Genomic DNA, 18,237 nt, shown 5'->3' with positions numbered 1-18,237 from the left:
ACTTCGTCTCGGCCCGACCCCCTTCGCGGGCCACCTTCTCCCGCAGGGGGGAGAAGGTGGCCCGCGTCGGCGGTCATGCCCAAGAAAACCGACCCTTGATCGTTCCGGCGGCCGGTCCCGTGCTACCGGGTCGGCCGCACCCCCATCGAACGCCTCCGTCGCGGTCGATCGGCACAAACTCCTTTCGAGGTGGCCTTGTCCATGACGGATACCCTTCACGCCCCGGTCGGCCCCATCGACCACACCTTCGCGCCGCCGGTCATCACCGGCACCTCGTCGAAGGAGGCCCTCGACATCCTGTTCCGCGCCCTCGTGGAAGTGGCGCGCCGGCACGAGCCCGAACTCGAGGACGTGCTGCACGGCCGCGCCAACATCTCCGATTTCTCGCCCGAGCTCCTCGCCCGCGCGCTTCAAGTGCAGGGCATCTGGTTCCAGCTGCTGTCCATCGCCGAGCAGAACGCCGCCATGCGCCGGCGCCGGCAGGTCGAGCGCACCAAGGGCCGCGAGGCGTTGAGCGGCAGCTTCCATGCCGTCCTGGCCGAGGCCGCCCAGAACGGCATCAAGGCGCCGGAGATCCACGGTCTCCTGAAGGACCTGCGCATTCGCCCGACCATCACGGCCCACCCCACCGAGGGCAAGCGCGTCACCGTGCTGGAGAAGTTCCGCCGCATCTATCTCGTGCTGCGCGAGCTCGAATTGCCGCGCTGGACCGAGCGCGAGCGCAACGGCCTGATGAACGAGCTGCGCGACCAGATCGAACTCGTCTGGATGACGGGCGAACTGCATCTCGAGAAGGCCACCGTCGAGCGGGAGGTCGCCTGGGGCCTGCACTTCTTCGACGAGACCCTGTTCGAGATGCTGCCCGAGGTGCTCTACTCCCTGGAGGAGAGCCTGGCGCAGTACTATCCGGACGAGAAGTTCGAGGTGCCGCCGTTCTTCCAGTTCGGCTCGTGGATCGGCGGCGACCGCGACGGAAACCCCTACGTCACCGCGTCGGTCACCCGCGCCACCCTGCAGCGCAACGCCCTGGCGTCGCTCCGGCGCTACCGCGACGGCGTCACGGCGCTGGGCCGCACCCTGTCGCTCACCGAGCGCTCGCTTCCGGTGCCGGCGACGTTCAAGGCCGAACTCGCGCAGCTCCTGGCCGAGAGCGGCGACGGCCGCGCCATCGCCAGCCGCAACCCGGGCGAGGCCTATCGCCAGTTCCTCACCTGCATCCTGCGCAAGCTGGAGGCCACCATCCGGCGCAACGAGGGCCAGCGTTCCACCGGCCCGGATTATCCGAGCGCCGACACCCTCATCAACGACCTGCGCACCCTGGAGCAGGGGCTGGCCGACGCGAAATGCCCGTCGCTGGCTACCGACCTCGTCCGCCCCGTGCGCCGCATGGTCGAGATCTTCCGATTCTCGACGGTCCGACTCGACCTTCGCGAAAACACCACGCGCACGACGAAGACGCTTCATGCCCTGTGGGCCGAGGCCAACGGCCAGAACAAGACGCCGCCGGACCTCGACTCGCCCGAGTGGAAGAAGTGGCTCCTCGACGAGCTCGCGAAGCCCCGCAAGGGTGAGCGCTCGTTCGAGGGGCTGCCCGACGACGCCCGCGAGACCCTGGAGACCTTCGCGCTGGTGGGCGAGATGCGCGAGCAGCTCGACCGTGAGGCCTTCGGCTCCTTCGTCCTGTCGATGACGCGCTCCGTGCCCGACATCCTCGGCGCTTATCTCCTCGCCAAGGAGGCCGGCAACTTCCTCGACGCCGCCGGCACCGAGATCTGCTGCCTGCCCATCGTGCCCCTGTTCGAGACCATCGACGACCTGCGCGCCGCCCCGGCCATCATGAAGGAGCTCTTCGGGATCCCCGTCGTGCGCCGCTCGACCCGCTGGCAGGGCGGGGTGCAAGAGGTGATGATCGGCTACTCGGATTCGAACAAGGACGGCGGCTTCGTCGCCTCGAACTGGGAGCTGTACAAGGCGCAGGGCAAGCTCACCGATCTCGGCAAGGCCTCGGGCGTGCCCATCGCGTTCTTCCATGGGCGCGGCGGCTCCGTGAGCCGCGGCGGTGCGCCCACCGCCCGCGCCATCGCGGCCCAGCCGCCGGGCTCCATCAACGGACGCTTCCGCACCACGGAGCAGGGCGAGGTCGTCTCGTTCAAGTACGCCAACCGGGGCACCGCCGCCTACCAAATGGAGCTTCTCGCCTCCTCGGTGTTCGAGCATGCCCTGAAATCCGAGCGGGAAGCCGCGAAGATCCCCCGCAACGAGTTCGACGATTGCCTGGAGGCGTTGTCCGGCGCCTCGCGCGCGGCCTACGTCAACCTGATCCAGCACCCCGATCTCGTCACCTATTTCGGTGCCGCGAGCCCGCTGGACGAGATCGCGCTCCTCAACATCGGCTCGCGCCCGGCCCGGCGCTTCGGTGCGCGGTCCCTGTCGGATCTGCGGGCGATCCCGTGGGTGTTCGCCTGGTCCCAGAACCGTCACGTCATCACCGGATGGTACGGGGTCGGTTCGGGGTTGAAGAGCTTCCTCGACGTGCGTGGGGCGCAGGGCGAAGCGCAGCTCAAGCGCCTGTTCGCCGAATCGAAGCCCTTCCGCCTGATCCTCGACGAGGTCGAGAAGACCCTGCTGATGGTCGATCTCGAGATCGCCCGGGATTACGCCGGCCTCGTCCCCGACGCGGGCGCCCGCGACAGCATCTTCCCGCTCATCGAGGCCGAGTACGCGCTCACCCGGGAGATGTGTCTGCGCGTCAGCGGCGATACCGAACTCGCCGCGCGCTTCCCCCTGTTCCGCGACCGCCTCAACGGGCGCCTGCCGACCATCAATCAGGTCAGCCGCGAGCAGGTGGAGCTCCTGCGCCGCTTCCGCGCGGAGGAGGACGAGGACAAGCGCGAGGCGGTGAAATCCGCCCTGCTGCTGTCCATCAACTGCATCGCCGTCGGCTTCGGGGCGACGGGCTGAGAGGTTTCACCAGGATACCGGGGGCCGTTCTTGGCCTTCGGACCGCGCGCGAGCGCACACCCCTCCGTCTGGTGCCACGCGTCGCCGCGTTGCATCATCGGCCAGAACAACACCCCCAGAGGAAGGAAACACCCATGAGCTTTACCCTGATCCAGCAGGCGACACCCCGCCTTCACCGCTCGGAGCTCGCCGTTCCGGGCTCCAACCCGACCTTCATGGAGAAGTCCGCCAGCTCGAAGGCCGATGTGATCTTCCTCGACCTCGAGGACGCCGTCGCCCCCGACGACAAGGAGCAGGCCCGCAAGAACATCATCCAGGCGCTCAATGAGATCGACTGGGGCACCAAGACCATGATGATCCGCATCAACGGTCTCGACACCCACTACATGTACCGCGACGTGGTCGACATCGTCGAAGCCTGTCCGCGCCTCGACATGATCCTGATCCCCAAGGTCGGCGTCGCCGCCGACGTCTACGCCATCGACGTGCTCACCACCCAGATCGAGCAGGCCAAGAAGCGCGAGAAGAAGATCGGCTTCGAGGTTCTCATCGAGACGGCGTTGGGCATGGCCAACGTCGAGGCCATCGCCCAGTCCTCGCCGCGCCTCGAAGCCATGTCGTTCGGTGTGGCCGATTACGCCGCTTCGACCCGCGCCCGCGCCCAGGTCATCGGCGGTGTGAACCCCGATTTCTCGGTGCTCACCGACAAGGACGAGGCCGGTAACCGCCAGACCCATTGGCAGGACCCGTGGCTGTTCGCCCAGAACCGCATGCTGGTCGCCTGCCGCGCCTACGGCCTGCGCCCCATCGACGGTCCGTTCGGCGACTTCTCCGATCCCGACGGCTACGTCTCGGCGGCCAAGCGCTGCGCGGCCCTCGGCTTCGAGGGCAAGTGGGCGATCCACCCGTCGCAGATCGATCTCGCCAACGACGTGTTCACCCCGTCCGAGGCCGAGGTCACCAAGGCGCGCCGCATCCTGGTCGCTATGGAAGAGGCCGCCAAGGCCGGCCGCGGCGCCGTCTCCCTCGACGGCCGCCTCATCGACATCGCCTCGATCCGCATGGCCGAAGCGCTGATCGAGAAGGCCAACGCGATGAGCGCGAAGTAAGGTTTCCTCGCGATACGACCGACATGCAGAATGGCCGCTCCCGAAAGGAGCGGCCATTCTCATATCGGACAGGAAACGTCAGGCTCCACGCTCTTCAGCCGTGTCGGCGAAAAGCTCATGAGGACTGTCGAACGCAACGGGCTCCCTCTCCGTTCAGAAGAGGGAGCCCGCGGCCAACATCCAAAAGATGTCCTTCGACGAGATCGCCCGCATCGCGGTCGAGATTCCAAACAACAGGAGATAACCCCATGCACGTGACCATCGAAGACGCCCACAAGGCCATCGAGGCCGCCCGCGCCAAGGCCGTCGAGCTCGGCACCCAGATGTGTATCGCCGTCGTGGATTCCGGCGGTAATCTCAAAGCGTTCTACCGGATGGACGGCGCCTGGGTCGGCTCCATCGACATCGCGCACAAGAAGGCCAAAACCTCGGTGTTCTTCGGCATGATGACCGGCCAGATCGGGGCGCTGTCGCAGCCCGGCGGCCCGCTCTACGGCATCGAGCATTCCAACGACGGGCTGATCACCTTCCCGGGCGGCATCCCGATCGTGGACAAGGACGGCGAGATGTCCGGCGCCATCGGCGTCAGCGGCTCGACGGTGGAGAACGACCACGCCGTGGCCCTCGCGGGTGCCAGCGCCATCGGGGCGACGGAATTGCCGGCGCATCCCTGGCGCACCTGAGCGGGCGCTCCTCCGACACCGCCCAACGGACAAGGCCCCGCTCGCGAGAGCGGGGCCTTGTCGTTTTCCGCATCGGCGATCCGGAGGGACCGCCGGACAGTCAGGCTCAGAGGCCGCCGAACTTGTAGTTGAAGCCGGCCTTGACGATGCTGCCCTCGGTGTTGAAGCGCGAGGTGTAGGAGCCGGTGGCGGCGGTGAGGCCGGTGGTGTTCACGGTGATGTTGCGGCTGCCGAGGTCGTAGCGCAGGTACTCGGCCTTCAGGGTCACGGCGCTGGCGCCGAGGAGACCGCCGAGGAAGTTGAAGCGGTTGAGGAAGCTGTCCGTGGGGATCGCGTACTCGATGCCGCCGCCGTAGACGTAGCCGGTCTCCATGCCATTGAACTTGCCGGCATAGGCCAGTGCGCCGGCCGGATTGAAGAAGCCGGCGCTGTAGTTGACGTTGCCGTAGGCGAAGCCGCCGGTTCCGTAGACGAGGAACCGATCGAACGCGTAGCCGAGGCGGCCCGTGACCGTGCCGAGGTAGTCGAGGCGCTGACGCAGGTTGCTCGGATCGGCGGCGGTGTTCACGCCGGGGATGACCGGACCGAAGTAGCTGTAGCTCTTGCTGATGTCGGTCCAGGTCACCTCGGTGGCGGCGCCGACGACGAAGCCCGAGCCCGGGTTGAACTGATAGTTGTAACCGATGCCGCCACCGACGTTGCCGATGCCGTCCTGCTCGGAGCGGAAGGTGCCTGCACGACGACCCTGGGCGACGTTCAGCTGCGTGTTGGTGATGCCGCCGGTGCCGTTGTTGTTGCCGGTGGTGCGGATCGTCTGGCGGTCGCTGAAGGCGTAGGAGCTGTGGGTGCCGAGGTAGAAGCCGGTCCAGGTGAAGACCGGCACGGCGGTGAACACCGGCGGCGGCGCCGCACGACGCGGCAGATCGGCGGCGGACGCGCTCGACACGGCGAGGATCGCTGCGGTGCCGGCCAGGAGGAGCTTGGCGAACATGGGAATGGGTTCTCGGCGATGGGCTGAAGGCTGCGCGGAGCTTAACCCTGGGCTGCGCCACCCACCTATGACCGCGGCGCAACACCAAGCACTGGAATGCGACCGGGCCTTCCGTAAGCTCCCCGCACCGATCACGAAATCGGCATCGGCCGAACGCCGTTTTACGCCACGACAACGCCCGGTTAAGCCCATGTCGCTATCACCCGGGAGAACCCCGAGCCGTGACAGGAGCGACGATGACACGGGACAAACTCGCCGCCGAACTGAAGCGTATCGCGACCGAGCAGGTCAGCGACATCGAGCGCGCGGTCAAGGACGGCCACAAGACCATCGCGCTGAACGAGATCGCCGACCTCAACCGTCACCTCAAGGCCCTGGCCGCAGCGGTGAAGGCGAAGCCGGCGTTGCGGGCCTGACAGGCGCCGTCAGGCGCCCGCGTCCGCCCGCAGACGGGCGACCAGGGCCTCGACATCCGCCCTGGCCGCGTCGAGGGCTTGCGGGTCCCTGCCCCGGACTACGATCCGGTTGGTGAAGCCGGTCGGGGTCATCGACGGATAGGATCCGATGGACACGCCCGCATGGGCCTTGGCCAACTCTCCGAGGGCGCCCGCATAGGTGCCTTCGGGCAGTCCCACCTCGATGGTGTGCGATAGGACGCGGGCGCCCGTCTCCAGGGTCGGTCCGATGGAATCCAGCATCGCCTGCATGATCGCCGGCACGCCCGCCATGACGAAGACGTTGCCGAGGCTGAAGCCCGGTGCCTTCGAGACCGGATTGGCGATGAGGTCGGCGCCGGCCGGGATCCGGGCCATGCGCAGGCGGGCCTCGTTGAGGTCTTCCGGCTTGTGCCGCTCCAGCAGCATCGCGACGGCGCGCTGGTCGACGTCGATGGAGACCCCGAAGGCGGCGGCGACGCTATCGGCGGTGATGTCGTCATGGGTCGGGCCGATGCCGCCGGTGGTGAAGAGGTAGGTGTGGCCCGCCCGCAGGGCGTTCACGGCCTCGACGATGCGGTCCTGCTCGTCCGGGACGATGCGGACCTCGCGCAGATCGATCCCTACGGCCGTGCAATAATCGGCGATGGTGCCGATGTTCCTGTCCTTCGTCCGGCCGGACAGGATTTCGTCGCCGATGACGAGGATGGCGGCGGTGATGGGGGTGGATGCGGTCATGGCGGTCCGGAGGCGCTGAGGGAGCGGTGCCGGATCGACGTAGGGCAGGGGCGGGCGGACCGCCACTCGCGAGTAAGGGACGCCCGCTCCGGCGTCCCCTTCGTCGGCCGCATCGGCCTACTTGTGGAAGTAGCTCGTCAGCGTGGAGATGCGCGAACCGACGATGTGGACGGCCTTGCGCAGGCGATCCTCTGACACGCCGAGGCGGGTGGCCATGATCGAGCGGGCCTGGGTGTCGTAGATGTCGAGGTGGGTCTTCTGGGCTGGCTGGGCGGAGATCCGATCGGCGATCATGGTCAAACCCTGAGGATGGAAGAACTGGCTCCGTGTCTCGTCGGAGATCGAAGTCTGAACGTGGCCCGAAGGGTTTTGTTTCCGGCGCGTGACGGGATGCAGCGGTTTTTCAACAGGGCCCGCCCGGCCCTCCACAGGGCCGCCCGGCCCTCAGACGAGGACCCCCGACTGGGCCGGTCCGGCGGCGAGGGAGGCGTCCGTGCTCGCCAGGCACTCCTCCGGTTCCGGGGCCGGAAGGGCGGCCGCCCGGGCCTCCAGGGTGGCGACCGTGCGGAAGGCGAGGGCGATGCCGGCGAGGCCGAAGAACACCGAGCCGAGGCCGACCCCCGCGATGACGCCCCGGGGACCGTAGAGATGCGCGCCGAACAGGGCGGGCGGAACGGTGCCGAGGGTGGCCCGGCCCCAGTTCAGTACCGTCGAGTAGAACGGGAAGCCGAGGTTGTTGAACGAGGCGTTGGCCAGGAACAGCAGCCCGGTGAAGAACCAGACCCCGCCGCTGACGAGGCAGAAGAACCCGAACAGGTCGGCGGCTACCCCCTGCAGTTCGAACAGTCGCGTCAAGGGCTCGCGGGCGAGGAACAGCGCCGCCCAGACCACCAGGACGTAGGCTCCCGTCACGAGGGCGCCGTCGCGCAGGACGCCGCGCATCCGGTCGAACCGGCCCGCCCCCCAGTTCTGTCCGAGGATCGGCCCGATGGAGCCGGAGAGGGCGAACAGGCCGCCGAAGGCCACGGGGGTGAGGCGGTCGATGACCACGTTGCCCGCGATGGCGACGGCCCCGAACTTCGCCAGCGCATGGGCGATGAAGGCGCTGGCGACGGACGGGGCGAGGTTGGTCAGCACCGCCGGCAGGGCGATGCGGAATACGATGGGCGCGTCGGCGACGATGTCGGCGACCCGCGGCCGGGCGAGCATGCGGAACCGGCGCACGCCCCACAGGCCGACGAGGGCGAAGGTGGCGCGCGCCACGCAGGTGGTGATGGCGGCGCCGTCCACCCCGAGGCCGGCACCGAAGATGAGGAGCGGATCTAGTCCGGCGGTGACGAGGGCGCCGGCCAGGGTCACCAGCATGGCCTGACGCGCGGCCCCGACGGCGCGCAGGAGCCCGGAGAACATCATCCCGGGCCCCATGAGGAGGTTCGACGGCAGGGTGATCCAGAGGAAGCGGGTCGCCACCGGCAGGGTTTCGGCATCGGCGCCGATGGCCGTGAGGAAGACGGGCAGGAACGGCAGCATCGCCACGACGAGGACGCCCGAGACGAGGATGCCGTGGATGGTGCCGGAGGTGGCCAGGCGCCGGGCACCCGCTTCGTCACCGGCCCCGATGGCCCGCGAGACCAGTGCCCCGGCGGCGATCATCAGGCCGATGTTGATGGCGATGGCAAAGAACTGGACGATGGTGGCGAAGCCCACCGCCGCCGTCAGGGTCGGATCGCCGAGCTTCGACACGTAGAGCAGCGACAGGAGGTCGACGACGAACAGGGCCATCAGGCCGACGGACCCGGTGGCGCTCATCACCACCACGTGGCGCAGGATCGAGCCGCTGACGAAGCGGGCCGCCGCCGGGTTCGTTTCAAGCATCGGAGGGAACGTCCCGGACTTCGAGGGTATGGGCTGCGGCCTCGCGGGCCTTGGTGCCGATGATGTCGCGGGTCTCGGCGTTGAGGGCCCGCGACGGGCGCTGCGGTTCGGTGAGCGGTTCGGGCTTGATCTGCGCCGCACCGCGCATCCAGCTCGCGGCATCCGGCAGGGCGCCCGCCTGCTGCAGGACGAGGCGGGCGACATCGCGCTTGCGCACGTCCTCCGCGATGGCGGCGGCCGCATCGGGCGCGACGCCGAGGCCCTCCAGGGTGGCGCGGCCGAAGCCGAGGGCGGAATCCACGGTCTCCCGCAGCTGGAAATCGACGTCCCGGTTCATGAGCTCCACGGCGTGCATGCGGTCGTAGGCCCGCACATAGGTCCGCACGCTGGAGAATTCCTCGTGGACGATGTCGACGATTTTCAGGGCGGCCTCCGGCTCGTCGACGCAGACGCACAGGAGTTCGACCCGGCCGATGCCGGCAGCGCGCAGCACATCGAGGCGGGTGCCGTCGCCGTAGAAGATGCGGAAGCCGAAGCGCGAGGCGGAGCGGATCTGCTCCACGTCCTTGTCGATGACCGTGACGCTGATGCCTTCGGCGAGGAGCACCTGGGTCAGGATCTGGCCGAAGCGGCCGAAGCCGACTACGAGGACGCGGGCTTCCGTGTTCTCGATGGTGTCGGGCGTCAGGTCGGGTTCGCGGCGGCGGCGCGCGAGGGCGCTGTCCAGGGCCTTGGCCGCCACCGGGCCGACCAGCATGGTCAGCGCCGCGAGCGCGATGGCGAATCGTCCGCTCGGTCCGTCGATGAGGCCGAGCTCGCCGCCCACCGGCAGGAGCACGAAGGCGAATTCACCGGCCGGCGCCAGGATCGCACCCCCGCGCACGGCGTCGAGCCAGTTCGAGCCGAACAGCCGGAACAGGCCGGCGACGAGGCCGACCTTGATCAGGATGGCGCCTGCGGTGGCACCGAGCAGCCACGGCCACTCGGCTTTCAGCAGGCCGCCGTCGATGGACATGCCGACGCTCATGAAGAACAGGCCGAGCAGCATGCCGCGGAACGGTTCGATGTCGGCTTCGAGCTGATGGCGGAAGTTCGATTCGGCGAGGAGCACGCCGGCCAGGAACGCCCCCATGGCCATGGACAGGCCGACATGCTCCATCAGCATGGCGGTGCCGAGCACCACCAGGAGGGCGGCGGCGGTCATCACCTCGCGGGCGCCGCTGGCGGCGAGGAGGCCGAAGAACGGGTTGAGGCCGTAACGGCCCACCAGGACCACGGCGAGGATGGCCGCGCCCACGGTGCCGGTCGATTGCAGGGCGGTGAGGAGCCAGCCGTCGCCCCCGCCGCTCCCGGTGGAGGCGAGCAGCGGCATCAGGGCGAGGATCGCCACCACGGAAATGTCCTGGAACAGCAGCACCGCGAAGGCGCGGCCGCCATAGGGCGTGCCGAGGTCGCCGCGCTCCTCCAGGAGCTGCAGGGCGACGGCGGTCGCCGACAGGGCGAGCGCGATGCCGATGACGAAGGCGGCCGATGGCGTCAGGCCGAACAGGAAGCCGATGCCGGCGAGCACCAGGGTGCAGACGAAGAGCTGCGCCGCCCCGAGGCCGAAGATGTCGCGCCGCATGGAGACAAGGCGGGAGATCTGGAGTTCGAGGCCGACGATGAACAGCAGCAGCACCACGCCGAGTTCGGCGACGCTCGCCGCCGTCTCGGGCTCGGCGATGAGGGAGAAGCCGAACGGGCCGATGATCACGCCGGCCACGAGGTAGCCGAGCACGGCGCTCTGACCGATGAGCCGGAAGATCGGAACGCCGATCACCGCCGCCGACAGGAACGTCAGCACGGGCGGCAGGAAGCTGACGTGGGTCGCGGCGCTCGCCATGGGGGTCCTGGCTGGAGATGGCCGGTCCCGATCGAACCGATCGTGGCGATCACGGACGCTGAGGCAGCGCCGTCTTAGACCACCTCCGCCGGGATCGCCATTCGGCCTCCGACACCGAATGCGGGCCCGGAGCCGTCCCCGTGCGAATCGGCACCCACATCGGCAGCCTCGCTCAGGCCCGCCGCGCGGCCTTGCGTTCCTCGCGGCGGGCGAGCAGCAGGGTGGTGGAATCATCGTCCTGGCGCAGGGCGGCGGCATCGTGCAGGTCCTGGCGCACCAGCCCGATATCCTTCAGCTCGCGCTCCGACATGGCCCCGAGCTGACGCAGGATCCGGGCGTTGATGGCGGCGCGCGAGACCCCGGCGGCCAGCTTTGCGACGCCGGCGGCAGCGGCGGCCCACGCCCGGTGCAGGACAGGGTCCCGGTCCCCGGCGGACTGCCGGGCCGCGACCGTCGCCCCTCCAGAATTCCGTATCATCGTACCGGTCATGACCGCGCTCCCGTCGTCTGGCGCGACCCTGGCGCCCGGGGACTGTTCGGGACAGGGACAGTGCCGTACGCTTCGCCAGAATTGTCCGGCAGGAATTGCCGTACAGATCGAAGGACAGTGCCGATGAAATCCCGCGCGCCGAGCCCGCCGACCCTGGTCGAGACGGTGACCCAGGCCATCGCCGAGCGCATCGCGAGCCGCCAGCTCGCACCCGGAGCCCGCCTGCCCTCCGTGCGGAGCTTCGCCGAATCCATGGGCGTGTCGAAATCGACCGTGGTGGAGGCCTACGACCGGCTCGGTGCCGAGGGCGCCATCGTGGCGCGGCGGGGCTCGGGCTTCTACGTTGCCGGCAAGACCCGCCCGCTCTGCCTCAAGACCGTGGGGCCGGAACTCGACCGGGCCGTCGATCCCCTCTGGATCACCCGTCAGTCGATGCAATCCGGCCCGGACCTCCTGAAGCCCGGCTCGGGATGGCTGCCGACGGCGTGGATGCCGGGCGACGCGATCCGCCGCGGCCTGCGCCACCTCGCCCGAGAGGGCACGCGCAGCCTCGTCTGCTACGACCAGCCCCTGGGCCTCGCCCCGCTTCGCGCCCAGATCGCGCGCCGGATGGAGGAGAAGGGCATCGTCGCCGATGCCGACCAGATCCTCTTGCTCGATTCGGCGACGCAGGCCGTCGACCTCCTGTGCCGCTTCCTCCTGGCGCCGGGCGACACGGTGGTGGTGGATGACCCCTGCTACTTCAACTACCACGCGCTCCTGCGCGCCCACCGGGTCACGGTGGTCGGGGTGCCGTTCACGCCCACGGGGCCGGATCTCACGGCCCTGGAGACGCTCCTGTCGGAGCACCGTCCCCGATTCTACCTGACGAACTCGGCCCTCCATAACCCCACGGGCGCGACCCTCGCCCCGACCATCGTCCACCGGGTGCTGCGCCTGGCGGAGGCGCACGACACCCTGATCATCGAGGACGACATCTTCGGCGATCTCGAGCCCGAACCGGCGCCCCGGCTCGCCGGTTTCGACGGGCTCCAGCGGGTGATCCAGGTAGGCAGCTTCTCGAAGACCCTGTCGGCCTCCGTGCGCTGCGGCTTTCTCGCCGTGCGGCCGGACTGGATCGAGCCCCTCGTCGATCTCAAGCTCGCCATGAGTCTCGGCAACGGCCACCTCGCCGCCCTGCTCATGCATCGCCTGATCACCGACGGCACCTACCGCCGCCACCTTTCGGAGATTCGCGAAAAGCTCGCCCGCGATCGTGGCCTCGCGGCGCGACGCCTGGAAGCGGCAGGCTTGACGCTCTGGACCGAGCCGCGCGGCGGCCTGTTCCTGTGGGCCGCCCTGCCGGAGGGCCTCGATTCGGGCGACGTCGCCCGCCGCGCGCTCGGCCAGGGCGTGGTGCTGGCGCCGGGGGCGGCGTTCAGCACCTCCGGGGCGGGTACGCGCTTCCTGCGCTTCAACGTCGCCCATTGCGCCGAACCGCGTATCTTCTCGGTGCTGGACGCGGCGATGCAGGGTGGGCCTGCATGACACGCTCGACAGGTTTGATACGCCCGCCCGTGCCACAGGGACGGTTTTCGGCTATGAGCGGTTGACAGGGGCGGCCCAGCCTCGCCACATCCCGGCTATCATGAGCGAAGCAATCCCGACCACCCAGATCGCCTCCGCCAGCGCGGAGAAGCCCCCCCTGGAGATTCTGCTCTGCGCCCCGCGCGGGTTCTGCGCCGGCGTGGTGCGGGCCATCGACGTGGTCGAGCGCGCGCTCGCCATTTACGGACCGCCGGTCTACGTCCGGCACGAGATCGTCCACAACAAATACGTGGTCGAGAGCCTGAAGCGCAAAGGCGCCGTGTTCGTGCGTGAGCTCGACGAGGTGCCGGACGGCTCCGCCCCGGTGATCTTCTCCGCCCACGGCGTCGCCAAGACCGTCCCGAACAACGCCGATTCGCGCGGGCTCACCACCATCGACGCCACCTGCCCCCTGGTGACCAAGGTTCACCGCGAGGCCGAGATCCACCACAAGCGCGGCCGCCACGTTCTCCTCGTGGGCCATTCGGGCCATCCTGAGGTGGTCGGCACCATGGGCCAGTTGCCCGCCGGCTCCATCACCCTGGTGGAAGACCTCGAGCAGATCGCCGCCCTTGAGCCTGAGAGCCGCGACAACCTCGCCTGGGTGACGCAGACGACCCTGTCGGTGGACGACACCCACCACATCGTCGAGGCCCTGAAGAAGAAGTTCCCGACCATCACCGGGCCGCACAAGGACGACATCTGCTACGCCACCACCAACCGCCAGGAGGCGGTGAAGCAGGTGGCCCCCCTCGTCGATGCCGTGATCGTCGTGGGCTCGTCCAACTCCTCGAACTCGCAGCGCCTGCGCGAGGTCGCCGAGCGCGTCGGCTGCCCGATCACCCGCCTCGTGCTGCGCGCCGAGGAGATCGACTGGGAGGCGTTCAAGGACGTGCGCCGCCTCGGCCTCACCGCCGGCGCCTCGGCCCCGGAAGTGCTAGTGGAAGAGATCATCGACGCCTTCGCCGCCCGCTACACCGTCACGGTGGACACGGTCTCGACGGTGGTGGAGGACATGTCCTTTCCGCTGCCGCGCGAACTGCGCAGCGAAGCCGCCGAGTAGACGCGGCCTTTCCATTGATTCGACCTGCAGGGGCGCCCATCGGCGCCCTTGTTCTTTTTGAACCCCCAACCTTCGAGCGAACCGCCCGTGGCCGTCTACACCGAGGTCTCCGACGAGGCGCTGACCCGCTTCCTCAGCGCCTACGACATCGGCACCCTGCTCTCGTACAAGGGCATCGCCGAGGGCGTCGAGAACACCAACTTCTTCGTACACACCACGGCCGGCGCCTACATCCTCACCCTGTACGAGAAGCGGGTGCGCCTGGACGACCTGCCGTTCTTCCTCAACCTCATGGAGCATCTCGCCGCGCGCGGCCTCGCCTGCCCGCAGCCGATCCGCAACCGCGCCGGCGTGGCGCTCGGCGAACTCTGCGGCCGTCCGGCGGTGATCGTCAGCTTCCTCGAAGGCGTTTCGGTCAAACGGCCGAATCCCGACCATTGCCGCGCGCTGGGCGGGGGGCTGGCGGGCCTGCACGCCGCCGGCAGCGATTTTCCCATGCGGCGCGACAACAGCCTCTCGGTCGAAGCCTGGGGTCCGCTGTTCCGGGGCGCCGAACCCCAGGCCGACGGCGTGGCGCCGGGCCTCGCCGAGCGAGTGCGCGGCGACCTCGCGGTTCTCGAAGCCGGCTGGCCGCGCGGTCTGCCCTCGGGCGTGATCCACGCCGACCTCTTCACCGACAACGTGTTCTTCATCGGCGACGACCTGTCGGGCCTCATCGACTTCTACTTCGCCTGCACCGACGCCTTCGCGTACGACCTCGCCATCTGCCTCAACGCGTGGTGCTTCGAGGCCGACGGCACTTTTGACCGCGACCGGGGCGCGGCCCTCATCGCCGGGTACGAGACCGTCCGGCCCCTGACCCCGCCAGAGGTCGCCGCCCTGCCGATCCTGTGCCGGGGCGCGGCCCTGCGCTTCCTGCTGACCCGCTTGGTCGATTGGCTGAACGTGCCGCCGGGCGCCCTGGTCCAGCCGAAGGACCCCCTGGAATACGACCGCCGCTTGACGTTCCACCGCGCGGCGACACGGGCCGAGGATTACGGGCGCGGCGCCTGATCGGGGCCGTGCTTCAGTTCCAAGTGTGCAGCACCGTCCGCCACCCGTCACCCTGGCGCTCCAGGACGTTGACCCAGTTTCCGCTGAACACCTTGCGGGCGCCGCCGTCCCCGGGGCCGCTCGCCTCCCAGCGTCCGCTGGCGAGGAGGAGGTCGCCCTTCGCTTTCGCCGACTGGACCGTGACCTTGTGATCCGCGAACCCCTTCGACTTCAGATTGGTGAAGTAGGCCTGGATGCTCGGGCCGCCCGAGAGCGGCGCCCCCTTCGTGACGACTTCGGCGTCGGTGCCGTAGAGCGTCGTCAGTGCGTCCATATCCCCGGTGTTGAAGCTCTGGTCCCAGCGGTCGGCCGCCGCCTGGGCCGTGGCCTTCGGATCATCCGCGAAGGCCGGCGCCGACATCGCGAGGCCAGCCATGAGGACAATGGCACAGGTTTCGGAACGGAAGGGCATGGCGTTCTCCCTATCGAAAGCTTGGTTGATTCCCGAAACGACAGTGTCCGCCTAAAATTCGTATCTTGAAAGCTTGATAAGAGCTGCCGAACTTTTGGCCGGTCCGGCCGCCTCGTCGGCGAAAACCATATCCAGGCGACGGCACAGACCTCGAATGCAGGGAGGCATGAAAAAGCCCGGGGGATCACCTCGGGCCCGCATGGTCTCGGTGGGTGACCGAAGCGTCAGATCACCTTGAGCAGCGCGTCGACGCCGGAGATCTCGGTCTTGGCCGGCGAATCCTCGACGTTGAGCACCCGCACGACGCCGTCCTCCACCAGCATGGCGTAGCGCTTCGAGCGCGGCCCGAGGCCGAAGCCCGTGCCGTCCATGTCGAGGCCCAGCGCCTTGGCGAATTCGGCGTTGCCGTCGGCGAGGAATTCGAGGGCCTCGGCACCGCTGGCCTTCTGCCAGGCATCGAGGACGAACACATCGTTGACGGAGGTGATCGCCACGGCATCGATGCCGCGCGCCTTGATCTCGGCCTGCTTCTCGACGAAGCCCGGCAGGTGGTTGCGGTGGCAGCTCGGGGTGAAGGCGCCGGGCACGCCCACGAGGACGACGCGACGCCCCTTGAACACGTCGTCCGTGGTCCGGGCCTCGGGGCCGTCCTTGCCGCTGACGCGGAACGTGACCTGGGGCAGGTGGTCGCCAACCTGGATCGTCATGGGTGATCTCCTGCGGGCGTCGCGCCCGTACGTCCCTGCCGTCTATCGCGCGGGCTCCCGCGTGTCGAGGCAACCGCGACGGCCGTGCACACGCGGCCGAACGCCTTGCTGCGCCTCTCGGATTTGCGCCTTGGACAAGGGCACCGACGGGCGTAGCATGGGGTATGCAGTCATCACGGTCCCAGTCGGGTGATCCCGCCTCCCTCGAAGGCCAGTTCCTGGTCGCCATGCCGGGGCTCACGGATGCGCGCTTCTCGCGCTCGGTGATCTATCTCTGTGCCCACTCGGCGGATGGAGCCATGGGCATCATCCTGAACAAGCCGGTTCAGAACCTCAACATGCCCGACCTGCTGATCCAGCTCGAGATCGCCACCGAACTCGACGCCATCCGCCTGCGCGAGCGGGTCGGCCACATGCCCGTGCTCATGGGCGGCCCGGTGGATGCCAAGCGCGGCTTCGTGCTGCACACGGACGATTTCCACATCGACCAGTCGACCCTGATCATCGACGACGGCATCTGCCTCACCGCCACCGTCGATATCCTGCGGGCCATCGCCAACGGCGCCGGTCCCGCCAGCGCCGTCCTGGCGCTCGGCTATGCCGGATGGCAGGCCGGCCAGCTCGAGAACGAGATCCTGGCCAACGGCTGGCTCACCTGCCCGGCCGACCCGGAGCTGATCTTCAACACCGCCCTCGATGCGAAGTACGAACGCACCCTGCGCGGCATCGGCATCGACCCGGCCATGCTGTCGATGGATGCCGGCCACGCCTGAATCGGGGTCCGAAGGGCGAGTCCCTCGCGGGTCAGGGCAAGAGTTTTGAGAAACCGGCCCTGATTCTTCGTCGGTCTCTGCCCGGCACCCGCCAAAGGGATGATCCCTCTCGAAACCCCTACTCCGGAAAAGCCGGCGCGCCGCCGGCATCCGGGTTCATTCCCTCGACGGACGGTTGCGGCTTGCGGCGCGGCCGTGGGGCGGCGGCCGCCGTCGGGGCGGCGCTGGCGGTGTTGACGCCGAGGCGGGTGGCGAGCGCGAGGGCTCGGCCTTCGGTGAAGCGCAGATTGCAGAAGCCGTGCGCGCCTTCCCGGGCATAGGTCCGGCACAGCTGCTCGCGGTCGGACGAGAACGCCGCCTGCTCGGTGACGATGGGGCGGACGTCCTGTCCGCGCGCCCGCTGGGTCATGAGCTTGTAGTTCTCACGGACCGCGCGGTCGGCCGTGCCGCGCGCGCCGTCGAATTCGGCCGCCCGCGGGATCAGGGTCGCGGCGGCCGGCCCCCACAGGCCCACCGGCGTGGTGGCGCAATCGGCGGCCGCCATGGTGCAGATCGGCGTGGCCCCGAGGGATGTCACCAGGACGCCGCCGTCCACCACCTCGAAGCGCAGGGGGCAGGTGGCCCCGGCGGCTTCGAAGCGGGCGAGTCCGTCGGGTCGCCCTTCGGCCGTGAGGGTCGCGGGCGTGCCGCCGTTCCACGGCACCGTGCAGCTCTCGCTCGGCTGGGACACCTTGGTGCCCGGCAGGATCATGCGGGCGGTCGTGCCGCCCCCGGTCTTTTCCAGCTTCAGGCTGCCGTTGAGGCCGTTGTGCATCAGCTCCTGGCCGACGACGTTGTCCTCCGGCGGCGCCTTGAGAACCACGGGCTGCTTCGGAACCGCCGGCGCGCGCGGCACCTCCGCAGTCGGCGCATCCCCCGGGGCGCCCGGAGGCGGCGCGATGGGCGAGCCCGGCTGGACGCCGCCCGGGACGCCGCGGGGCGGAACCGGCGGCTTGGCGGCGCGCCCGATCCCGAACAGCTCCTCGAAGAAGTTCTGCGCGGCGGCCGGGCTGGGTGGCGCGAGCAGCAGGGGTGCGAGGAGGAGGGCACGGGTCAACGGGGGCATCGGGACTTTCCGGCTGTGGGAACTCGCCGGCCGCGGGAGCTCGCCGGCCGCAGGAACTGCGAGATCAACTCGCGGACGAACACGGCCACACGTCAGCCTACCACGGGGGCCATGGCTTGAACGTGGCGCCGTTACAACAGAATCGCGGCGGCGGGACGTGGGAATTCGCGTCCTCGGCCGGGATCGTGCCGCTGCGAGAACGGGATAACGCCCTCGGGCGCGATCCGCTCCGGGGGCGCGCCCGGTTCCCCCGGGTCGTTTCCGGTTCGCCTTGCGGCTCCGCATCCCCCTTCTTATATCCGGCGGGACGCGGGATTAGGACCCGAGCCTGAGCGTTTCGCGACGTTCGGCCCGGG

17 protein-coding genes are annotated in these 18,237 nt (G+C 69.1%); 8 read left to right on the top strand and 9 right to left on the bottom strand.

The features are described from left to right. Positions 1–201 precede the first annotated feature (201 nt). The 3 genes from ASF25_RS09195 (at position 202) to ASF25_RS09185 (ending at position 4,753) form a co-directional block, all read left to right on the top strand. Positions 202–2,961, top strand: a complete 2,760-nt coding sequence (locus tag ASF25_RS09195) for a phosphoenolpyruvate carboxylase (RefSeq protein ID WP_056304412.1) — start codon at positions 202–204, stop codon at positions 2,959–2,961. A gap of 134 nt (positions 2,962–3,095) precedes the next feature. Beyond that, complete coding sequence (locus ASF25_RS09190; protein WP_056169734.1) at positions 3,096–4,070, top strand: CoA ester lyase; 975 nt, start codon at positions 3,096–3,098, stop codon at positions 4,068–4,070. Between the two features lie 248 nt (positions 4,071–4,318). Continuing rightward, the gene (locus ASF25_RS09185) at positions 4,319–4,753 is read left to right on the top strand and encodes a heme-binding protein (protein WP_056169732.1); all 435 of its coding nucleotides are present in this window, start codon (positions 4,319–4,321) and stop codon (positions 4,751–4,753) included. A 106-nt stretch (positions 4,754–4,859) separates the two neighbouring features. On the opposite strand, the gene ASF25_RS09180 is transcribed toward ASF25_RS09185, so the two are convergent. Next, entirely contained in the window at positions 4,860–5,744 is an 885-nt protein-coding gene (locus ASF25_RS09180; protein ID WP_056304411.1) for a porin family protein, read from the bottom strand. Positions 5,745–5,980: 236 nt separating this feature from the next. Between ASF25_RS09180 and ASF25_RS09175 the strand changes: the two genes are divergently transcribed. Next, positions 5,981–6,160: a hypothetical protein gene (locus ASF25_RS09175; protein WP_056169726.1), complete on the top strand. Its 180-nt coding sequence runs from the start codon at positions 5,981–5,983 to the stop codon at positions 6,158–6,160. Between the two features lie 9 nt (positions 6,161–6,169). On the opposite strand, the gene ASF25_RS09170 is transcribed toward ASF25_RS09175, so the two are convergent. The 5 genes from ASF25_RS09170 to ASF25_RS09150 all read right to left on the bottom strand — a co-directional run bounded on the left by ASF25_RS09170 (position 6,170) and on the right by ASF25_RS09150 (position 11,163). Further along, positions 6,170–6,916, bottom strand: a complete 747-nt coding sequence (locus ASF25_RS09170) for a molybdopterin-binding protein (RefSeq protein ID WP_056304584.1) — start codon at positions 6,914–6,916, stop codon at positions 6,170–6,172. A gap of 117 nt (positions 6,917–7,033) precedes the next feature. Next, positions 7,034–7,210 (bottom strand): DUF3606 domain-containing protein, encoded by a 177-nt coding sequence (locus tag ASF25_RS09165; RefSeq protein ID WP_156368921.1) that lies wholly within the window; start codon positions 7,208–7,210, stop codon positions 7,034–7,036. A gap of 150 nt (positions 7,211–7,360) precedes the next feature. Continuing rightward, the gene (locus ASF25_RS09160) at positions 7,361–8,791 is read right to left on the bottom strand and encodes an MATE family efflux transporter (RefSeq protein WP_156368920.1); all 1,431 of its coding nucleotides are present in this window, start codon (positions 8,789–8,791) and stop codon (positions 7,361–7,363) included. Next, positions 8,784–10,673 (bottom strand): monovalent cation:proton antiporter-2 (CPA2) family protein, encoded by a 1,890-nt coding sequence (locus ASF25_RS09155; protein WP_056169721.1) that lies wholly within the window; start codon positions 10,671–10,673, stop codon positions 8,784–8,786. The genes ASF25_RS09160 and ASF25_RS09155 overlap by 8 nt, the downstream gene beginning before the upstream one ends. 172 nt (positions 10,674–10,845) lie before the next feature. Continuing rightward, positions 10,846–11,163: a DUF1127 domain-containing protein gene (locus ASF25_RS09150; protein WP_056304409.1), complete on the bottom strand. Its 318-nt coding sequence runs from the start codon at positions 11,161–11,163 to the stop codon at positions 10,846–10,848. A gap of 123 nt (positions 11,164–11,286) precedes the next feature. Between ASF25_RS09150 and ASF25_RS09145 the strand changes: the two genes are divergently transcribed. The 3 genes from ASF25_RS09145 to thrB all read left to right on the top strand — a co-directional run bounded on the left by ASF25_RS09145 (position 11,287) and on the right by thrB (position 14,845). Beyond that, positions 11,287–12,690, top strand: coding sequence for a PLP-dependent aminotransferase family protein (locus tag ASF25_RS09145; RefSeq protein WP_056304408.1), 1,404 nt, complete (start codon positions 11,287–11,289; stop codon positions 12,688–12,690). Positions 12,691–12,790: 100 nt separating this feature from the next. Beyond that, positions 12,791–13,792, top strand: a complete 1,002-nt coding sequence (ispH, locus tag ASF25_RS09140) for a 4-hydroxy-3-methylbut-2-enyl diphosphate reductase (RefSeq protein WP_056169714.1) — start codon at positions 12,791–12,793, stop codon at positions 13,790–13,792. 87 nt (positions 13,793–13,879) lie between these two features. Beyond that, the gene (thrB, locus tag ASF25_RS09135; RefSeq protein ID WP_056304407.1) at positions 13,880–14,845 is read left to right on the top strand and encodes a homoserine kinase; all 966 of its coding nucleotides are present in this window, start codon (positions 13,880–13,882) and stop codon (positions 14,843–14,845) included. 13 nt (positions 14,846–14,858) lie between these two features. Here thrB and ASF25_RS09130 read toward each other — a convergent pair whose 3' ends face one another. Next, positions 14,859–15,296 (bottom strand): nuclear transport factor 2 family protein, encoded by a 438-nt coding sequence (locus ASF25_RS09130; RefSeq protein ID WP_056260468.1) that lies wholly within the window; start codon positions 15,294–15,296, stop codon positions 14,859–14,861. Positions 15,297–15,520: 224 nt separating this feature from the next. Continuing rightward, on the bottom strand, positions 15,521–16,003 hold the full coding sequence (locus tag ASF25_RS09125) for a peroxiredoxin (RefSeq protein WP_056169705.1): 483 nt from the start codon (positions 16,001–16,003) through the stop codon (positions 15,521–15,523). Between the two features lie 164 nt (positions 16,004–16,167). On the opposite strand from ASF25_RS09125, the gene ASF25_RS09120 reads away from it, so the two are divergent. Next, on the top strand, positions 16,168–16,776 hold the full coding sequence (locus ASF25_RS09120) for a YqgE/AlgH family protein (protein WP_056169703.1): 609 nt from the start codon (positions 16,168–16,170) through the stop codon (positions 16,774–16,776). 118 nt (positions 16,777–16,894) lie between these two features. On the opposite strand, the gene ASF25_RS09115 is transcribed toward ASF25_RS09120, so the two are convergent. Next, positions 16,895–17,881: a hypothetical protein gene (locus ASF25_RS09115; RefSeq protein ID WP_056304406.1), complete on the bottom strand. Its 987-nt coding sequence runs from the start codon at positions 17,879–17,881 to the stop codon at positions 16,895–16,897. Positions 17,882–18,237: the final 356 nt, after the last annotated feature.

The organism is Methylobacterium sp. Leaf100, assembly GCF_001422845.1.
Classification (GTDB): Bacteria; Pseudomonadota; Alphaproteobacteria; order Rhizobiales; family Beijerinckiaceae; genus Methylobacterium.
Note: the sequence above shows the minus strand (reverse complement) of the source record. Positions and strands in the feature narration are given on the sequence as shown.

Excerpts from the sequence above, each read along its gene's own strand:
- ispH (WP_056169714.1), top strand. The coding sequence starts at position 12,791 with ATGAGCGAAGCAATCCCGACCACCCAGATCGCCTCCGCCAGCGCGGAG.
- ASF25_RS09165 (WP_156368921.1), bottom strand. The coding sequence starts at position 7,210 with ATGATCGCCGATCGGATCTCCGCCCAGCCAGCCCAGAAGACCCACCTC.
- ASF25_RS09190 (WP_056169734.1), top strand. The coding sequence starts at position 3,096 with ATGAGCTTTACCCTGATCCAGCAGGCGACACCCCGCCTTCACCGCTCG.
- ASF25_RS09175 (WP_056169726.1), top strand. The coding sequence starts at position 5,981 with ATGACACGGGACAAACTCGCCGCCGAACTGAAGCGTATCGCGACCGAG.
- ASF25_RS09170 (WP_056304584.1), bottom strand. The coding sequence starts at position 6,916 with ATGACCGCATCCACCCCCATCACCGCCGCCATCCTCGTCATCGGCGAC.
- ASF25_RS09195 (WP_056304412.1), top strand. The coding sequence starts at position 202 with ATGACGGATACCCTTCACGCCCCGGTCGGCCCCATCGACCACACCTTC.
- ASF25_RS09185 (WP_056169732.1), top strand. The coding sequence starts at position 4,319 with ATGCACGTGACCATCGAAGACGCCCACAAGGCCATCGAGGCCGCCCGC.
- ASF25_RS09130 (WP_056260468.1), bottom strand. The coding sequence starts at position 15,296 with ATGCCCTTCCGTTCCGAAACCTGTGCCATTGTCCTCATGGCTGGCCTC.
- ASF25_RS09120 (WP_056169703.1), top strand. The coding sequence starts at position 16,168 with ATGCAGTCATCACGGTCCCAGTCGGGTGATCCCGCCTCCCTCGAAGGC.
- ASF25_RS09155 (WP_056169721.1), bottom strand. The coding sequence starts at position 10,673 with ATGGCGAGCGCCGCGACCCACGTCAGCTTCCTGCCGCCCGTGCTGACG.
- ASF25_RS09150 (WP_056304409.1), bottom strand. The coding sequence starts at position 11,163 with ATGACCGGTACGATGATACGGAATTCTGGAGGGGCGACGGTCGCGGCC.
- ASF25_RS09180 (WP_056304411.1), bottom strand. The coding sequence starts at position 5,744 with ATGTTCGCCAAGCTCCTCCTGGCCGGCACCGCAGCGATCCTCGCCGTG.
- ASF25_RS09160 (WP_156368920.1), bottom strand. The coding sequence starts at position 8,791 with ATGCTTGAAACGAACCCGGCGGCGGCCCGCTTCGTCAGCGGCTCGATC.
- ASF25_RS09125 (WP_056169705.1), bottom strand. The coding sequence starts at position 16,003 with ATGACGATCCAGGTTGGCGACCACCTGCCCCAGGTCACGTTCCGCGTC.
- ASF25_RS09115 (WP_056304406.1), bottom strand. The coding sequence starts at position 17,881 with ATGCCCCCGTTGACCCGTGCCCTCCTCCTCGCACCCCTGCTGCTCGCG.
- ASF25_RS09145 (WP_056304408.1), top strand. The coding sequence starts at position 11,287 with ATGAAATCCCGCGCGCCGAGCCCGCCGACCCTGGTCGAGACGGTGACC.